Here is a 16,096-nt window from a genome sequence, read left to right on the forward strand (position 1 = left end):
GCAAATACACCTCATATCATCTGCTCCGCCTTGGCTGCACGCGCCTGTTTCTCCAGTTTCTTGGCGTAGCGGTTGCGGAAGTCGGGGCGGCGGTTCGGCTCCCCTTCCCAGACGCCAGCCGCTTCACCCTCGCCAACGCCTTCGAAAAAGCCGCGCATGGCTTCCATGCGGTCTTTGCCCGCGATGGCCGCATTGACCACCTGCGCCAGGCTTCCGGCCCCGGCCGGACCCATCAGGGGGCGCGCCGAAATCAGGTTGGTGAAATAGAGCGCGGGAATGCCCAGCGCCTTGGCTTGTTGCACCACAGGCGTCGTGCCGATGGCCAGATCCGGCTGTAAAGCCTCCATCGCCGCCAGATCATCCTCAAGTGAAGCGCGGTAGGTGACTTTGGCACCCTGCGCCTCAAGCCAGGCCGCATCCTCCGCCGACCAGCGCGAGCGGGCACAGGCGGTGCCCACGTATGGTACCTCAGCTCCGCTTTCGATCAAAAGACGCGCGACCAATAGCTCAGAGCCTTCATAACCTGACACCGTGATCCGCCCTTTTACTGGCGCATTGGCCAAAGCTGCGGTGATAGCGGGAAGGAAGGCGTTCTGCGCGGCAGAAATCTGCGCCTGCGGTACACCAAAGACTTCGCCAATGGAAGCAAGCCAGGCACGCGTGCCCTCCACGCCAACGGGTGCAGAGCCAACGACGGGACGGCCTGCGGCCTCGAATACACGGACGCTGGCGCTGTAGAACGGGTGAATTGCCGCCACCGCGCCGCAGTCCAGCGCGGCGTATAGCTCACGCCACTCCCGGCAGGGAACCACCGGCCCCGCCGCAAGCCCCATCGGAGCAAGCATGGCGCCTATCATCACCGGATCGGCTGGGAACATCTCGCCCAATAGCGCAACTGTGGGCCTGTCGTCGCGGCCACCCTCCGGCGCGGCCACGGGTCCGGCTTCAATCTCGCGGCGCGCAAAATCCAGCATGGCTCCGGCCAGAACATCCTTGGCCTCGGCATGGGTGGGAATACCGAAGCCAGGCACATCAATCCCGACGATGCGTACACCGTCGATTTCATCCGGCAACAGACGCAGCGGCACGCCCGAGGCGGTTGGCACACATAGGTTGGTCAACACGATCGCATCAAGCTTGTCCGGGTCCGCCAGGGCATGGACGCTTTCGCGGATATCCTCGAACAGTTTGCCCGTCACCAGTGTTTCAGAATCGAAAGGCACATAGCCCACCGACCGGCGCGCTCCGTAGAAATGGCTGACAAAGGTCAGCCCGTAAACGCAGCAGGCGGAGCCCGACAGAACCGTCGCCACCCGCCGCATGCGCAGGCCGACCCGCAAGGAGCCAAAGGCCGGGCACATGCTTTGCGGCTTGTCATGGGGGCCTTGCGGATAGTCCTTGGCGAACTGGTCCAGCAGCACTGACTGGCCGGCCATGCGCGCGGCCTTTTCCATCTCTGCGCCAGAATGGCAGCCAAGGCTGTCTGGTCCGTCAGGAGTGGTGCCGACCGGGTCAGACCTTTCGGCTCCGGTCATAACCTCTGCTTCGCCAGAACTGTCGTAGATGCGCTCGCTCATGTGGTGAACCTCAGGGCTGCGCTGCGGTCAGGCGTCGTCATAGATCACCTCCAGGCTGGCCTTGGGCTCAGCGTCCTTGCCGCGCATGTCCGCATCGCTGGCAGGCTCCAGCACCACATCCGCGCCGGTTTCCGATCCGTCAAACAGGGCCAGCAGCCCGTCCTGATCCAGTGGCGTCGGGCGCACCGGGGGCGCCACAGCCGCGTTCATCCCAAGTTCGGCAAATAGCGCGCCCCATTGGCTTTGCTGGGTGCCAACGATCTGATAGTTGGCGCTTTTCTTGCGCAGGTCGTCAGCCTGCGGGATGGCTGCCAGCACCGGAATTCCAGCTGCCTCTGCAAAGGCCTGCGCCTCGCCGCTGCCATCATCCTTGTTGATTACAAGCCCCGCCACGCCCACATTGCCGCCCAGCTTGCGGAAATATTCGACCGCGGAGCACACGTTGTTCGCAACGTAAAGCGATTGCAGGTCGTTGGAGCCGACAAGGATGACCTTTTGCGCCATATCCCGCGCGATCGGCAGGCCAAAGCCGCCGCAGACCACATCGCCGAGGAAATCCAGCAGAACATAGTCGAAATCCCAGTCATGAAAGCCGAGCTTTTCCAAGAGTTCGAAGCCATGGATGATACCGCGCCCACCGCAACCGCGACCTACCTCGGGACCACCGAGTTCCATCGCGAATACACCGCCGCGCTTGAAGCAGACATCGCCGATAGCGACCTCTTCGCCGGCCAGTTTCTTGCGGGTGGAGGTCTCGATAATCGTCGGGCAGGCCTTGCCGCCGAACAGAAGAGAGGTCGTATCGGATTTTGGATCGCACCCGATCAGCAACACCCTCTTGCCCTGCTCTGCCATCATGTGGCTGAGGTTGGCGAGGGTGAAGGATTTGCCAATGCCGCCCTTCCCGTAGATCGCGATGATTTGCGTCATTTTGGTCGTCTCGGTGGGCAGTACATCAGCCAGATCGGCATCTGCCTCCTCTCGCAGCCGCTGATCAAAGGACCGTATATCGTCCTTTAGCTTTGGGGCGTCGGCTTTGGTCACGTCGTCCTTCATGCGGCATGCTCCTTTGGGCGGTCGTCATGGCCCGCCGCGCGCGGATCCCAATCAAGGATCATCTTGAGGCAGGTCGAATCTTCAAAGGCGGTGCGATAGGCCTGCGGCGCGTCATCTGTACTGGCCCGGTGGCTAATGAGCCCGGACAGGGAGAGCGCACCGACTTCAATCAAGGCACGCGTGGCCTCCAGGTCTTTGGGCTGCCATTCCGCCGCCACGCGCAAGCGCACCTCTTTCATGAAGGCGGGCGGGAAAGCAAAGCTCAGCGGTTCGGTGTAAAAACCAGCGAGAACAACCTCGCCGCCCTTGGCGATGCGTCCGATCAGCAGATCCAGCAAACTGCCGTTGCCGGAAGCGTCATAAATCGTGCTGTAATCGCGGCGCGGATCTTCTTCGGGATCGATCACCCGATACCCATCGCCTCCGGTGCGACGCGCAGGAGCGGTCTCCCAGACCGTGGGCGGCGGGCCGCCAGCCGCCAAAACAAGCCGCGCCAGCAAACGGCCCAGCACGCCATGACCGACGATCAAGTCCGGCAGGCCGCGATCCAGCCCTGCCATGGCATGGCGCGCTGTCGCAGCCAGAGCCAAAAGAGCACCCTCTGCTCCCATGCCGCTATCAATCCGCGCTGCTCGCGCCGCATCGGTCACCAGATACCGCGCTGCACCGCCAAATAATCCGCGCGCGCCATCAAAACAGTTGGCGCCGGGAACAAAGACCGCATCGCCTGTGGAAAACCCGCTATCGCGGCCTGCTTCGACCACGATGCCGCTTGCCTCGTATCCCGGCACCAAAGGATATCCCATGCCGGGGAAGGGAGGCATTTTGCCCGTGTAAAAGAGTTTCTCGGTCCCGGTGGAAATGCCGGAATGCGCCACCTCAACCACCAGATCACTGGCGCCAGGCTCGCTGAGCGTCAGGCAATCGATTGCCAAATCGCCCGGACCTTTCAACAAGATTGCATCTGTTTGCATCATCTTACCCCGCTCTGCTTCGAATCGACTTTCGATGTCAGAGCATCCTCCCAGTTATGTGTAAGCTTACATTGACACCTATTAATGTCAATTCATAGTGACGCATTTTCGCGCGTATGCTGTCAGCCTGGCTTGACCGCACTCAGTACAGAGGTCACGAAAGGCCTTTGCGAGCGCGGCATTTGCGGCTGTCCGAACCCGGCCTGGCGCAGCATTTGGCCAAGCTCCTGTGCTGACCGGCAGCGCCCGGTGCGCATGGCCAAAGTATAGAAGGCAAAATAGACATCGGTGTGAGGATCGGGCCGTGTGCCGCCCGACATCGGTTCGGAAATGATGATCCGCCCACCGTAAGGCAAAGCCTCGAAGACCTTGCAAAGCACGCGCATCACGGTCTCATCGTCATGATCATAGAGCACCCGGATCAGCGAAATGGCATCGGCCCCTTTCGGAAGTGCATCGGTTCGAAAGGAACCGGCAACGACCGTGATCGAGGCATCAGTGCATCCCGCAACGACCTCGGGCAGATCAAAGAGCACCCGCTCGACTCCATCCGCCACACGATGAACTTCATCAAGGAACACACCAGTACCGCCACCCACATCCAGCAGGCGCGACACGCCAGTGAGGCTGATCTGCGCCAATGTATCCTGCGCCACAAGCCGCTGCGACTGGGCCATCAGATCGGAATAGCGCGCAGCGACTTCGGGCGGGGCGGAGCCTCCAAAGACATAGGGCCAAACCCCAGCCAGTTCGGTCTCGACGTCGCCGCGAAGCAGCGCAACCGGGTCGCTCATGTCCCGGTAAAAGGCACCGTGATGGCGGATCATCTCTGAAAGGCCCGGCACCCCGGTCAAGGCAGCCCCTTGCCGGGTCAGCCCAAACCGCCCGCCTTTGAGGCGTCGCAAAAGCCCGATACCGGCACCGGCCTGACAGAGTATCTGCATTCGATCCGGGGGAAGCGCGGCGAAACGCGCAAGCGTCTCCACACTCTCCGGGCCCGCAAGCAACCGTCTCGGCAGATCCAACTCCACCAGCGCCAGAAGGACCTGAGCCCGCACGAACCCTTGAACGAGATCAAAAAGCCCCGCACCGTCCCGGCGGGCAAAACGACGTGCTATGGGCAGGCGCGCGGCAAGACGCTGCAGACCAGGTCGGGCAACAAGACGGTAGAACCACCCAGGCGTCAGCGCCAAAGCCATCAGCTGCGGGCCGCCAAGGCGGCTTCGGGCATGATGCGCTTGGCCGTATGGTTGACCATCTGGGCCAGCGCCGCCTCACCCGGGCAGGCCGGAATAGAGGCAATGGCTCCGGCCAGAATATCGCGCAGCCGCTGGGCGGCCCCTTCAATGCCGTATCGCGCCACCGCATTCGGGCGACCGTGCAGATCATCCTGACCAACCGGCTTGCCCAGCTCTGCCGCACTGCAAAGCGCATCTCGCAGATCGTCGGCAACCTGGAAGGCCTGACCAATGCGGTCGCCAAGCTCAAACCACGGCTCAGCCTCCTGTCCGGCGCTGATGGCGCCCATCTGGGTGGCCGCAATGAACAGCGCACCCGTCTTCGAACGATGGTAGGCATGCAGATCAATGACCGGCTCACTTTCCCAGCCCTGTCCTGCACAGATGCCCTCCGGCATACCGCTGCGGCGGGCCAGAGCCGACACCAACTGCGCCATCCGGTCCGGTGCCTCCTGAGCGGTCTTTGCCAGCGTCTCAAAAGCGAGCATGATCAGGCTATCCCCTGTCAGTACCGCAAGCGGTTCACCAAAGGCCCGATGCACCGAAGGCTTTCCACGCCGCATGTCGGCATCGTCAAAACACGGCAGATCGTCATGCACCAAGCTGGCACAATGCATCAGTTCAAGCGCCGCCGCCGCCGCATTCGTGACCTGTGGATGGTCGTCTCCGCAGGCCAGAGCCACCGATACCAATATGGTCGGCCTGATGCGCGCTCCTCCCGGACTTGTGGCATAGTCTAGCGCCGCCGCCAGCCGGGCCGGAGCCTGAACACTGGCGCCACCGGCGGATGCAGGACAAGTTGCAGCGGCATCTCCTTTTTGCGCGTGACTTACCGCTGCGGTTACCGCCGCATTGATCCGGAGCTTCAGGTCCATAGTGCCTCTCCCGCCAGGAAAACTGAATGTCACTCAAATATGACATCACTGTGTCAATTAAAGTGGACATGTTTGCAAAACGAGTCAAGAATTCCTCTATGACGAAGCAGCCCGCCACAGACAGCTCCAAACCTCTCGCCGCTCTTGTGGTCGGTGCCGGGGTGGGCGGCTTGGCGACAGCCATGCGGCTTCAGGCTGGCGGCATGTCCGTGACACTGATCGAACGCGCGCAGACGCCGGGCGGCAAGATTCGTACGGTCCCCTCTGTCGCCGGTCCGGTCGAGGCCGGTCCCACCGTTCTGACCCTAAGGTCAGTGTTCGACGACTTATTCCAAGCCTGCGGAACCCGTCTGGACCAACATGTGACCATGGTTGAGCAAAAGGTTCTGGCCCGGCACTTTTGGCCGGACGGCAGCAGCCTGGACCTTTTCTCAAACCCAGACCAAAGCGCCGACGCCGTGGCCGCCTTTGCCGCTGAACCGGCGGTGAGGGCCTTCCTTCGCTTCTGCCGCGAGGCCAGCGATCTTTTCGAGGCCTTTGAAAGGCCAATGATGAAGTCCGGAGATCCGAGACAAATAGCTCTTTTGCATGCAGCATTGAGACATCCCAAAAACCTGCCGTTGCTGCTGCCTTACGCGACCATGCGCAGTCACCTCAAACGCCGGTTTGCCGATCCACGACTCGCGCAACTCTTTGGACGCTATGCCACCTATGTCGGTGGCAGCCCGGGTGCCACGCCCGCACTTTTGTCTCTGATCTGGGACGCCGAAGCCCGAGGCGTCTGGCGCATTGATGGCGGCATGACACGGCTTGCAGAGGCAATGACCAACTGTTTTATCGGCCTTGGCGGTGATCTGCGACTGGCAACAGCTGTCTCCAGTATCGATGCTTCGGCAGAGAAAGTGCGCGGTGTCACGCTTTCCGATGGGAGCTGCCTTCATGCGAATACGGTGGTGTTCAACGGCGATCCCCGCGCTCTTGCGCGGGGTCTACTTGGTCCGGACGTCGCACATGTGGCACCTCAAACCTTGAAACTGCCGCGCAGTCACTCTGCGCTTGTGCTGTCTTTTGCCGCCAGCGCCGAAGGAGTCCAACTGGCTCATCACAACGTGTTCTTCGCTTCGGATCCTCTGAGTGAGTTTGCCGACCTCGCTGCTGGACGGATCCCTCAGACGCCCTCGATCTACCTGTGCGCTCAGGACCGGGGCACCGGAAGACCCGCACCAGATGGCACGCCGGAACGGTTCGAAGTCATTCTCAATGCTCCACCTCTTTCGGGTGATGCATCACAAGACACCTTTGAGGAGGCCACCGTATGCCTGAAACGGATCTGCCGCACACTTGCAGGTTTTGGCCTGACGCTGACACCAATCGCGCCGCCTCTGGAGAGGCAACGCGAGATGAGCCAGGCAACGCCCCGCGATTTCGAGAGACTTTTTCCAGGCAGCGCAGGATCCCTATACGGGCAGAGCCCGCACGGGCTGACCGCGGCCTTAAAACGGCCGAGGGCGACAACGCCAGTGCGGGGGCTTTACCTGGCGGGCGGAGGCACCCATCCGGGGGCGGGAGTTCCGATGGCTGCGCTCTCAGGACAGCACGCGGCCGACGTGATCATGAGGGACCTCGGTTTGACCTGAAAGTGCCTCCCGACGGCTATGCCTGGTGGTACATGGATGCGCTATCAGATTGCGGCACGCGCGCCCTGTCGGTCATCGCTTTTATCGGCTCTGTGTTTTCCCCCTGGTATGCCTGGAGCAGGCGCCGCGCCCCTGACAACCATGTGTGTATGAACGTGGCCACCTATGGCCCGCGCGCGCGATTTACCATGACCGACCGGGGGTCCTCCGCTTTGCGCCAAACAGAAAACAGGCTGACCATAGGCCCGTCCAGCATGTCCTGGACCGGAGACCGGCTGATCATCTCAGTCAATGAGCGCGGCGCCCCGCCCGCCTTTGGGTATCTGCGCGGTACAATCACGCTTACTCCTAGTGCCGTAACCCAAGTGGAGCTTCCGCTGACCCGCGATGGTGCCCACGTCTGGCGGCCCTTCGCCCCATCCGCAGGTGTCCAGGTCGATCTGGAGGGAGACGGCAACACCTGGCAGGGGCATGGGTATTTCGACGCCAACTTCGGCATCCGGGCGCTGGAGAAGGATTTCTCCTTCTGGACTTGGGGGCGGTTTCCGATGCCTGATGGCAGCGCAGCCTGTTTCTATGACGCTATCCGCCGCGATGGCAGCACCCTAGCTCAGGCGATCCGATTTGACGCGGGCGGCGTGCCTCGCCCCATCACGGCGCCGCCCCTAACCCCCCTGCCCCGATCGCTGTGGGCGGTGCGCCGTGAAACCCGCGCTGATCCAGGGTTTCTGCCGCGCCAATGCCTCGCCATGTTGGATGCCCCCTTCTACACGCGCTCAGCGGTCCAAACGCAGATTGGTGGGCACATGACGACAGGTGTGCACGAGGCTTTGGATCTCAGGCGCTTTCGCTCCCCGCTGCTCAAACCCATGCTGGCCATGCGGGTGCCGCGCGTTTCGCGCTGGCGCTTTTCTGAGTGATGCGATGGATCACACGCCGCTTCAGGTAGCCACGTCCTGGCCACCTTTGGCGACATCCGGGTTCAAACGCCACACCGCAGCATTCAGCGCTGCGGCGATCGAAACCCATGCAAGATATGGCAGAAACAACAACCCTGCCAACCAGTCGACCTGCCAGAGCGCAACCATGCAAGCCGCAACAGCACCCCATAGAAGGACCAGCACCAGCATCCCTGCCCTGATCCGACGCAGACCAAAGAAAACGGGCGTCCACAGCGTGTTCAGCGCAATCTGCAAAGCCCACAGCGCCATGGCGAGCCCGCTCCCCTCCGCCCCGGCGACCCGCGCCGCAGCGGCCGCCATACACAGGTAAAGCGTTGTCCAGGCCACCGGGAAAAGCCAGTCCGGCGGGGTCCAGTTTGGCTTGTTCAGCGCGCGATACCAGGCCCCTGGCGGAAACATCGCTCCGGTGGCCCCGGCCGCGAAACAGGCCCCAAGGAAGATGGCAAAAAGTGCGTAAGTCATATCATAGAGGTAGAGCTTCTGCGCTCCGGCATCAAGCGAGCTCTGCGCCTTTGATCCTGCTCTGCCAGGTGCGCCATTGTTTCGATCAAGGTCTCGGACCAGCCTCGCAAGGCCGTCTCCGGCGCTGCCGCAGCCTCAACGAGGAATGCCGTTTCCGGCAGGGGCGGAGCGTAGATCAGCGCCGAACGCGGCATTATGGACGTGCCTGCCGCCCGCATCGCGGACAGCATCAGCCACATCACCTTTTGGCCGCCACTGGTATGCGCTCGTCCTCGGAACGGATCACAGTCTGCGCGCCGCAGCTGCCTGCCGATCCCAGCATAAATATAGCGCGCCGCAAATATGCCGGGCCGGGCGGCGGCGGGCAGGCCCTTAACTCCCGTCTCAGAGCGAGCATAGAGCCAGCCCGCCGTATCCAACAGGCGGCGCACCACACCAATGAGTTCCGGAGCAGCTCCCGGAGCATTGAGAAATGCATGCGGATCGATACGGGCTTCCCGCAGCCATTCCAAAGGAAGATAGAGGCGTCCTTCCTCTGCGTCCTCGGCCACGTCTCGTGCGATATTGGTCAGTTGCATCGCAACGCCGAGATCGCAGGCCCGCGCCAGCACGTCCCTGTCACGCACCCGCATCAGGACGCACATCATTGCGCCAACGGCGCTGGCCACCCGCGCGCTATAGGCAGTAAGCGCGCTTAGATCCTCATACCAGCGCCCCTCTGCATCCCAGGCCAGCCCCTCTAGCAGGGCCTCGGGTAAGGCGCGGGGCATCTGGAAATCCTCGACCACCGCCGCAAAGGCACGGTCCTGCGGCGCATTGCGCGGGCGCCCCTCATAGACAAGCGACAAGCGATCGTGCAGGCGCAGGACAGCATCTGCCTTTTCCTCGGTCAGATCGACCGCATCGTCTGCAAGACGGCAAAAGGCATAAAGTGCAAGGGCAGGATCCCGGACCTTTGCAGGCAGAAGCCGCCCTGCCGTATGGAAGGAGCGTGAGCCATGGCGGATCGCCTCGCGGCAATGGTCCATATCCACAGCATTGATCATGAGAGCCTCCCCGCGGCTACCTGCGCAGCATCTGGCACCAGCTTGTCCAGCACCTCGGCACTGGAAACCACGCCCGGCAGCCCGGCCCCTGGATGGGTCCCCGCACCCACAAGGTAAAGACCATCCACCTCTTCGCTGATGTTGTGCGGGCGGAACCAGGCGCTTTGAAGGATACGTGGCTCAAGCGAAAACCCGGCTCCGTAGGGCGACAGGTAGCGGTCACGGAAGGTTTCGGGGGTGAACACCTCTGAGGCCGTAAGCCGCCCGCTCAGCCCAGGCAAAAGCTGCGTTTCAAGCACCTCCTGCACGCGCCGCCGGTAGGGTTCAGCCTTTTCGCTCCAATCCACCGGAGTCTTTCCGCCCAAATGCGGTACTGGCGAGAGAGCGTAAAAGGTATCGCCTCCATCGGGAGCAACGCCCGGATCGGTCACAGAGGGTCGGTGCACGTAAAGGCTCATGTCCTCTGCCAGCCGCCCCTTGATGAAGATATCATCCACAAGGCCCCGATAGCGCGGCCCGTTCAGCACCGTATGGTGCCCGACATCCGGCCAGAGATCCCGCGTGCCTTTGGTACCAAAATACCAAACAAACAGCCCCATGGACCAACGGGACCGCCTGAGCTTTGCGTCAGTCCAACGCCGCTTAGGCCGTTTGCGCAAGAGCCGCCCATAGGTGTGGCCAGCGTCGGCATTGGACACCACCACGTCAGCCTCCAGAACCACGCCATCATCAAGACGCACGCCAAAGGCGCGAGCACCCTCGACGAGGATTTCATCAACATCCGCCTGCATCCGCAGAACGCCGCCCTGGGCGGCGATCACCTTTGCCATGGCCTCTGCAATGGCTGCGACACCGCCGATGGCATAGTGCACCCCAAAGGCCTGCTCGAGATGGCTGACCAGTGCGTACATGGAGGTCACCCGGAACGGATCCCCGCCAATAAAGAGCGGGTGAAATGAGAAGGCCATGCGCAGGCGCGGATCGCGAAACCGCCTGGCGGCATGGGTGTAGACGGATCGATCTGCCCGCAACAGGCCAAAGCGCGGCAGCGCCTTGATCAGATCCCACAGACGGTGCATCGGGCGGCGCCCCAGATCCTCGAACCCAAAGGCATGGCGCGCTTCTGCATCGCTCAGAAACTGATCATAGCCCGCCACATCCTGAGGCGACAGCTGTGCAATCTGCTTGCGCACGCGGGCCGCGTCCCCTGACATTTCAAAGCGGGATCCGTCGGGCCAGCGGATTTCATAGAAAGGATCAAGAGGCCGCAGATCCACGTCCGCGTCAAACGACCGGCCGCAGGCGCGCCATAGATCCCGAAACACATCCGGCACCGTCACGATCGTCGGGCCAAGATCAAAGCGATGCCCCTGTCGCCATAGCGCCGAGCCCCGCCCCCCCGGCACATCCAGCCGGTCGAGGACCGTCACGCGATACCCCTTGGCACCCAGCCGCATAGCCGCAGCAAGACCGCCAAGACCCGCGCCGATGACGACGGCATGGGGCGCCTCCATGCGGGCGGCCATTGGAGCAAGCGAGGGATCGACGCGTGTCATCATAGAGAAACGCTAGCACTGTCAATTTAAATTGACAATCATCTCTTTCCCGACAGCGCCGAACGTGTCACACTAAACTGACACGCAGTCACAGGGAGAGTCGACCGCATGCAGGTCGTCACGCTAAGCCTCTATCGTTTTGACGGTCCGCGCCTTCGCACCTGGGCCTTTCTCATGATGGGCGCGGCACGGCTGATGCTGCCAAGGGTTGTTGGTCTTGAGTTCTGGAAGCTCTGCGGCACCGGCGTCGGTGAGGGATTCACCCCAAGACTGTTTCCCGACGAGGTTGCCGTGCTCTGCGCCTGGCCATCTCTGTCCGCCGCCCGCCACAGGCTGGCTCATGCCAAGCCGTTCACCGCATACAGTCTCAGGGCCAGCGCCGAAGTGACGTTTTTTCTCATGCCAACCTCTGCGCGCGGATCTTGGGCCGGCGTTGAACCATTCAGACCAGAGGAAGACCACTCCCGCGGCCCTTTGGCCGCGCTCACCCGTGCTACCGTAAAGCCCCTGCGCAGCCTGCGCTTCTGGCAGCGGGTACCGGATATCTCTGCAGGCATTGGCCGCGACCCGAACGTCCTGTTCAAGATAGGCATCGGCGAGGTGCCATTACTCCACCAAGTAACTTTCTCGATATGGCCGGACACGGCCAGCATGGCTCAGTTCGCCCGCAAAGACGGCCCCCATGCCAAAGCCATCCGCGCCGTGCGCGAGGGCAACTGGTTTCGCGAAGAACTATATGCCCGGTTTCGCGTCCTCGACATCGAGGGCCAATGGCCGGGCCCCGCAACAAAACAATCCTTCAACCATCTGATGACCGGAGCCGAGACATGACCGCATTCCCCTTTGCCGCCATCGTCGGACAGGACGCCATGAAAACGGCAATGATCCTCACCGCAGTCGAACCACGCCTGTCTGGCGTTCTGGTATTTGGCGATCGGGGCACCGGCAAATCCACCGCTGTGCGTGCATTGGCAGCACTGCTGCCCCCGATCACGGTGGTTCGGGGTTGTCCGATCAATTCTGAAACACCCGAGGCTGTCCCGGCCTGGACATCTGTTGCCGAGGCCGAACTCAAAAGCCGCCCAACCCCAGTGGTGGACCTGCCCCTTGGCGTGACAGAAGACCGCGTGACCGGTGCGCTCGACATAGAGCGCGCCCTGGTGCACGGAGAAAAGACGTTTCAACCCGGCCTTCTGGCGCAGGCCAACAGGGGGTACCTCTATATAGACGAGGTGAACCTCCTGGAGGACCACATCGTTGACCTTCTGCTGGATGTGGCGCAATCGGGGGAAAACCTGGTTGAGCGCGACGGTCTGTCGATCCGGCATCCGGCCCGTTTTGTTCTCGTCGGCTCGGGCAATCCCGAAGAGGGAGAACTGCGCCCGCAGCTACTGGACCGGTTCGCCCTGTCGGTAGACATCACCTCTCCGACCGATATCGAAGAGCGGATCGAAGTGATCCGGCGCCGTGATGCTTTCGAAACTAACCCAGATGCCTTTCTGGCCACCTGGGAGCCGGAGCAGGCCTGGATACGCGATCGGATCCTCACTGCACGTCGCGCCCTGGATACGATTGAAGTGCCCGAGGCAGCACTGCGCGATGCTGCTGAACTCTGCATGACACTTGGCGCCGACGGACTACGCGGGGAACTGACACTGATCCGGGCCGGACGCGCGCTCGCCGCCTATGAGGCCGCGCCAAGGGTTGTGCGCGACCACCTGCGCCGCATTGCCCCTATTGCCCTCTCCCATCGTCTGCGCCGCGACCCGCTGGATGAGGCAGGATCAGTCACACGCGTGACCCGCTGCACCGAAGAAGTCCTGGGATGACCTCTACCGCGCGCCCAGATGACAGCCTGCCCCAGACAGGTGTGGAACGCGCCAATCTGGCCATGCGCATGGCAGCGCGCGATCCCGATGGTCTCAAAGGCGTGATCTTGCAGGCCAGAGCTGGCCCACTTCGAGATGCCGTGGTCGCCACACTGCCAGCGCAGACCGTCCGCATCCATGCGGGCATCGGGTTGGAAGCGCTGACCGGCGGTCTGGATCTGGCTCAAACCCTCGTTGAGGGGCGCGCAATTCTGCGCGAAGGGCTGCTGGACAGGCCCGGCTGGCTCCTGATTTCGATGGCAGAGCGCCTGCCCCGAGAAATCGTCGCAGTTCTGAGCCAAAGGCTTGACCGCAAGGGGACGGGCCCGGTCCTGCTACTGGATGAAGGGCAAGAACCAGACGACCGGATCGACGCTGCACTGGTGGAGCGCGTGGCGCTGCATGTATCACTGTCCGAGGATGAGCGCCTTCAGAATCCTCACCTTTCAGCTGTACCTTCATCACCTTTCCGGGGCGCTCGTGCGAGCCACGCAGCCGAAGACACCGCCACCTTGGCTGCATTGGCCTGCAGGTTTGGCGTCAACAGCTTGCGGGCGCCCCTTTTTGCCCTGCGCAGCGCTCAGGCGATTGCCGGCTTGCAAGAGCGGGACAACGTTCAGCCAGGTGATCTTGCCCAAGCCGCAGCGCTGAGCCTGGCGCACCGCGCAACCTGCCTGCCCGACTCACCGGTGCCTCCGGACGCAAAGGACAGCCCATCGCCGAACACGCCAGACACCTCCCGGCCGGTCGATCCGGCGACTGTCAGCGACAGCCTTCCTGAGAGTATCTTGCTCGAGGCCGTCCGTGCTGTTCTTCCCACGGATCTTCTGAGCCGACTTGCGGGCGGAACAAGTGCTGTGAGGCGCTGCGCATCAGGCGCAGGACAAAGGAAGACCGGCAACCGTCGCGGACGTCCGCTGCCAGCGCGGCGCAAACGGCCAAGCGGCCGCGAAAGGCTCGATATTATTGCCACCCTGCGCGCCGCAGCCCCTTGGCAAAAGATCAGGCGCAGTGCAGAGGCGACGCCCGGCCCGAGAATCTGGCCATCGGACCTGCACGTCCGGCGGTTCGAGGATCGCTCGGACCGACTCTTGATCTTTGCGGTTGATGCTTCGGGGTCCGCCGCCCTTGCGAGGCTCGCAGAGGCAAAGGGCGCGGTGGAGTTGTTGCTTTCGCAGTCTTATGCCACGCGCGACCATGTGGCCCTGATTGCCTTTCGGGGCCAGGCCGCTGAGCTGTTGCTGCCACCAACCCGCTCTCTTGTTCAGACCCGCCGACGCCTTGCAGCCCTGCCCGGTGGCGGAGGCACGCCGCTGGCCGCAGCGCTGAAAATCGCGGGAGAAACAGCATTGGTCGCACAGCGACACGGGCTGAGTCCGGCTTTGGCTCTGTTGACGGATGGCCGCGCAAATGTGGCTCTGGATGGTTCTGCCGACCGGGCGGCAGCCCAAAAGGATGCCCAGCAGATGGCGCGTTGGATCTATGGGCTTGGCTTGCCTGGAACGGTTATCGACGTTGGCCGCAGACCACGTGATCAGCTGGCAGTGCTTGCGGCTCTGCTCGGCGCCAACTACACGCCCCTGCCCCACGCCGCCGCCGAGGGGTTAAGCCGGGTTTTACATGACAGTCTGGCGTGAGCCATGCGCTGGCCGCCTCCTTCGGATTGGCCGTTTGCAGCCCATTCCCGGCAGATCTCATGTGCGCCGCATCGCTGGCATGTGCAGACGCTCGGGGACGGGCCGGAGATCCTGCTTCTGCATGGCGCTGGCGGTGCGACCCACAGCTGGCGCGGGCTGGCGCCATTGTTGGCCCACACCCATCGGGTCATAATGGTCGACTTGCCCGGGCACGGCTTCACCCAGTCTCCGGCGATGCGCGCAGGCCTTGCTGCAATGGCCGCAGACATCGCCGCGCTGGCGATCGCCGAAAGCTGGTCTCCAATAGCCATCGTCGGCCACTCTGCAGGGGCTGCACTGGCGCTGGAGCTGACCCTCCGTCCGAATCTTTGGCACCAGCGCCCGATGGTCATCGGCATCAATCCGGCGCTAGCACCATTCGATGGCGTTGCCGGTTTTCTTTTTCCACTGATGGCCCGGGTGCTTGCGGGCAGTTCAATCTTGCCCGCCCTGTTTGCCAGGATGGCCACACCCGAGGTCGCCAAACGCCTGATCGAAGGCACCGGTTCGCATCTCACTTCAGACGGCTACAGGCTCTATGCGCGGCTATTGCGGGATCAGAACCATGTTACCGGAGCATTGCAGATGATGGCCAACTGGAATCTGGAGCCGCTACTTGCTGCCCTGCCCCGGATTGAGAACCCAGTACACTTTATCACTGGCGATGGCGATGGCGCTGTAGCTCCCACCGTTGCTGAGCGGGCCGCTGCGCGAATGTCAGATACGGATGTGATCTGCCTCGATGGCCTCGGTCATCTGGCCCATGAGGAGGATCCGGACAAAGTTTTCAACATAATCTGTCAATGGACCCAATCGACATCGCCATAAGAACACTGGCATCTGACTGCAGGCTTTGTTCTGGACAAGCCCAAAGGGTGTTCTACATCCCCTCCGTTAGCGCGTGCGAGGAGTAACCGATGAGCCAGAAGATTGACGAAGAAACGCTGAAACAACGCTACGAAGAGGGCATTCGTGCGTTCGAGCGACAGCGCGGTCAGCGCGCGGGTGAGGCTCAGGCCCTTGGCGTGCTTTTTGAAGGCTACGGTGATCTTCACACGCAAAACCCCTGGCTTCCAAAAGCCGGGCGGCTCGCGATGTTGTTCTGCTTCAACTTTGCCTGCATCGCTCCGGTGCTACTGATGCTCTTCGTGATCCTGTAATCTAGTGGA

Annotated in this window: 15 protein-coding genes; 7 read left to right on the forward strand and 8 right to left on the reverse strand. The window is 62.4% G+C overall.

Annotated features, from left to right (window positions below):
- Positions 1 to 11: 11 nt before the first annotated feature.
- From bchY to INS80_RS03345, 5 genes are all read right to left on the reverse strand, one after another.
- Complete coding sequence (gene bchY, locus INS80_RS03325) at positions 12 to 1,577, reverse strand: chlorophyllide a reductase subunit Y (protein WP_192964247.1); 1,566 nt, start codon at positions 1,575 to 1,577, stop codon at positions 12 to 14.
- A gap of 27 nt (positions 1,578 to 1,604) precedes the next feature.
- Positions 1,605 to 2,633 carry a chlorophyllide a reductase iron protein subunit X gene (locus INS80_RS03330; RefSeq protein ID WP_192964248.1) on the reverse strand — a complete coding sequence of 343 codons (1,029 nt, stop codon included), beginning with the start codon at positions 2,631 to 2,633 and terminating at the stop codon, positions 1,605 to 1,607.
- Positions 2,630 to 3,607, reverse strand: a complete 978-nt coding sequence (gene bchC, locus INS80_RS03335; RefSeq protein WP_192964249.1) for a chlorophyll synthesis pathway protein BchC — start codon at positions 3,605 to 3,607, stop codon at positions 2,630 to 2,632. The genes INS80_RS03330 and bchC overlap by 4 nt, the downstream gene beginning before the upstream one ends.
- Before the next feature lie 122 nt (positions 3,608 to 3,729).
- The gene (locus tag INS80_RS03340; protein WP_192964250.1) at positions 3,730 to 4,806 is read right to left on the reverse strand and encodes a methyltransferase; all 1,077 of its coding nucleotides are present in this window, start codon (positions 4,804 to 4,806) and stop codon (positions 3,730 to 3,732) included.
- A complete protein-coding gene (locus INS80_RS03345) occupies positions 4,806 to 5,720 on the reverse strand; it encodes a polyprenyl synthetase family protein (RefSeq protein ID WP_192964251.1) in 915 nt (304 codons plus the stop codon). The genes INS80_RS03340 and INS80_RS03345 overlap by 1 nt, the downstream gene beginning before the upstream one ends.
- A gap of 98 nt (positions 5,721 to 5,818) precedes the next feature.
- Here INS80_RS03345 and crtD point away from each other — a divergent pair, with 98 nt between their 5' ends.
- On the forward strand, positions 5,819 to 7,357 hold the full coding sequence (gene crtD / locus INS80_RS03350; RefSeq protein WP_192964252.1) for a 1-hydroxycarotenoid 3,4-desaturase CrtD: 1,539 nt from the start codon (positions 5,819 to 5,821) through the stop codon (positions 7,355 to 7,357).
- Between the two features lie 32 nt (positions 7,358 to 7,389).
- Positions 7,390 to 8,277, forward strand: coding sequence for a carotenoid 1,2-hydratase (gene crtC, locus INS80_RS03355; protein WP_192964253.1), 888 nt, complete (start codon positions 7,390 to 7,392; stop codon positions 8,275 to 8,277).
- Between the two features lie 21 nt (positions 8,278 to 8,298).
- On the opposite strand, the gene tspO is transcribed toward crtC, so the two are convergent.
- Genes tspO through INS80_RS03370 form a run of 3 tightly spaced genes read right to left on the reverse strand, consistent with a single transcriptional unit; the run spans position 8,299 to position 11,386 of the window.
- A complete protein-coding gene (gene tspO, locus INS80_RS03360) occupies positions 8,299 to 8,781 on the reverse strand; it encodes a tryptophan-rich sensory protein TspO (protein ID WP_192964254.1) in 483 nt (160 codons plus the stop codon).
- On the reverse strand, positions 8,778 to 9,827 hold the full coding sequence (crtB, locus tag INS80_RS03365) for a 15-cis-phytoene synthase (RefSeq protein WP_192964255.1): 1,050 nt from the start codon (positions 9,825 to 9,827) through the stop codon (positions 8,778 to 8,780). The genes tspO and crtB overlap by 4 nt, the downstream gene beginning before the upstream one ends.
- Entirely contained in the window at positions 9,824 to 11,386 is a 1,563-nt protein-coding gene (locus INS80_RS03370; RefSeq protein WP_192964256.1) for a phytoene desaturase, read from the reverse strand. Before INS80_RS03370 ends, crtB begins: the two co-directional genes overlap by 4 nt.
- A gap of 105 nt (positions 11,387 to 11,491) precedes the next feature.
- Between INS80_RS03370 and crtA the strand changes: the two genes are divergently transcribed.
- From crtA to INS80_RS03395, 5 genes are all read left to right on the forward strand, one after another.
- Positions 11,492 to 12,214: a spheroidene monooxygenase gene (gene crtA / locus INS80_RS03375; protein ID WP_192964257.1), complete on the forward strand. Its 723-nt coding sequence runs from the start codon at positions 11,492 to 11,494 to the stop codon at positions 12,212 to 12,214.
- Positions 12,211 to 13,212, forward strand: coding sequence for a magnesium chelatase ATPase subunit I (bchI, locus tag INS80_RS03380; protein WP_192964258.1), 1,002 nt, complete (start codon positions 12,211 to 12,213; stop codon positions 13,210 to 13,212). Before crtA ends, bchI begins: the two co-directional genes overlap by 4 nt.
- On the forward strand, positions 13,209 to 14,888 hold the full coding sequence (locus INS80_RS03385; protein ID WP_226892546.1) for a VWA domain-containing protein: 1,680 nt from the start codon (positions 13,209 to 13,211) through the stop codon (positions 14,886 to 14,888). The genes bchI and INS80_RS03385 overlap by 4 nt, the downstream gene beginning before the upstream one ends.
- Positions 14,889 to 14,891: 3 nt before the next feature.
- On the forward strand, positions 14,892 to 15,755 hold the full coding sequence (gene bchO, locus INS80_RS03390) for an alpha/beta fold hydrolase BchO (RefSeq protein WP_192964259.1): 864 nt from the start codon (positions 14,892 to 14,894) through the stop codon (positions 15,753 to 15,755).
- An 89-nt stretch (positions 15,756 to 15,844) separates the two neighbouring features.
- Positions 15,845 to 16,087 (forward strand): hypothetical protein, encoded by a 243-nt coding sequence (locus INS80_RS03395; protein ID WP_192964260.1) that lies wholly within the window; start codon positions 15,845 to 15,847, stop codon positions 16,085 to 16,087.
- Positions 16,088 to 16,096 lie beyond the last annotated feature (9 nt).

This window comes from Phycobacter azelaicus (genome assembly GCF_014884385.1).
Classification (GTDB): domain Bacteria; phylum Pseudomonadota; class Alphaproteobacteria; order Rhodobacterales; family Rhodobacteraceae; genus Phycobacter; species Phycobacter azelaicus.

What these genes read in the sequence shown, in the direction of transcription:
- INS80_RS03385 (WP_226892546.1), top strand. Translation starts at nt 13,209, where the DNA reads ATGACCTCTACCGCGCGCCCAGATGACAGCCTGCCCCAGACAGGTGTG.
- INS80_RS03370 (WP_192964256.1), bottom strand. Translation starts at nt 11,386, where the DNA reads ATGATGACACGCGTCGATCCCTCGCTTGCTCCAATGGCCGCCCGCATG.
- crtA (WP_192964257.1), top strand. Translation starts at nt 11,492, where the DNA reads ATGCAGGTCGTCACGCTAAGCCTCTATCGTTTTGACGGTCCGCGCCTT.
- bchY (WP_192964247.1), bottom strand. Translation starts at nt 1,577, where the DNA reads ATGAGCGAGCGCATCTACGACAGTTCTGGCGAAGCAGAGGTTATGACC.
- bchI (WP_192964258.1), top strand. Translation starts at nt 12,211, where the DNA reads ATGACCGCATTCCCCTTTGCCGCCATCGTCGGACAGGACGCCATGAAA.
- tspO (WP_192964254.1), bottom strand. Translation starts at nt 8,781, where the DNA reads ATGACTTACGCACTTTTTGCCATCTTCCTTGGGGCCTGTTTCGCGGCC.
- INS80_RS03395 (WP_192964260.1), top strand. Translation starts at nt 15,845, where the DNA reads ATGAGCCAGAAGATTGACGAAGAAACGCTGAAACAACGCTACGAAGAG.
- crtB (WP_192964255.1), bottom strand. Translation starts at nt 9,827, where the DNA reads ATGATCAATGCTGTGGATATGGACCATTGCCGCGAGGCGATCCGCCAT.
- INS80_RS03330 (WP_192964248.1), bottom strand. Translation starts at nt 2,633, where the DNA reads ATGAAGGACGACGTGACCAAAGCCGACGCCCCAAAGCTAAAGGACGAT.
- crtC (WP_192964253.1), top strand. Translation starts at nt 7,390, where the DNA reads ATGGATGCGCTATCAGATTGCGGCACGCGCGCCCTGTCGGTCATCGCT.
- crtD (WP_192964252.1), top strand. Translation starts at nt 5,819, where the DNA reads ATGACGAAGCAGCCCGCCACAGACAGCTCCAAACCTCTCGCCGCTCTT.
- bchO (WP_192964259.1), top strand. Translation starts at nt 14,892, where the DNA reads ATGCGCTGGCCGCCTCCTTCGGATTGGCCGTTTGCAGCCCATTCCCGG.
- INS80_RS03340 (WP_192964250.1), bottom strand. Translation starts at nt 4,806, where the DNA reads ATGGCTTTGGCGCTGACGCCTGGGTGGTTCTACCGTCTTGTTGCCCGA.
- bchC (WP_192964249.1), bottom strand. Translation starts at nt 3,607, where the DNA reads ATGCAAACAGATGCAATCTTGTTGAAAGGTCCGGGCGATTTGGCAATC.
- INS80_RS03345 (WP_192964251.1), bottom strand. Translation starts at nt 5,720, where the DNA reads ATGGACCTGAAGCTCCGGATCAATGCGGCGGTAACCGCAGCGGTAAGT.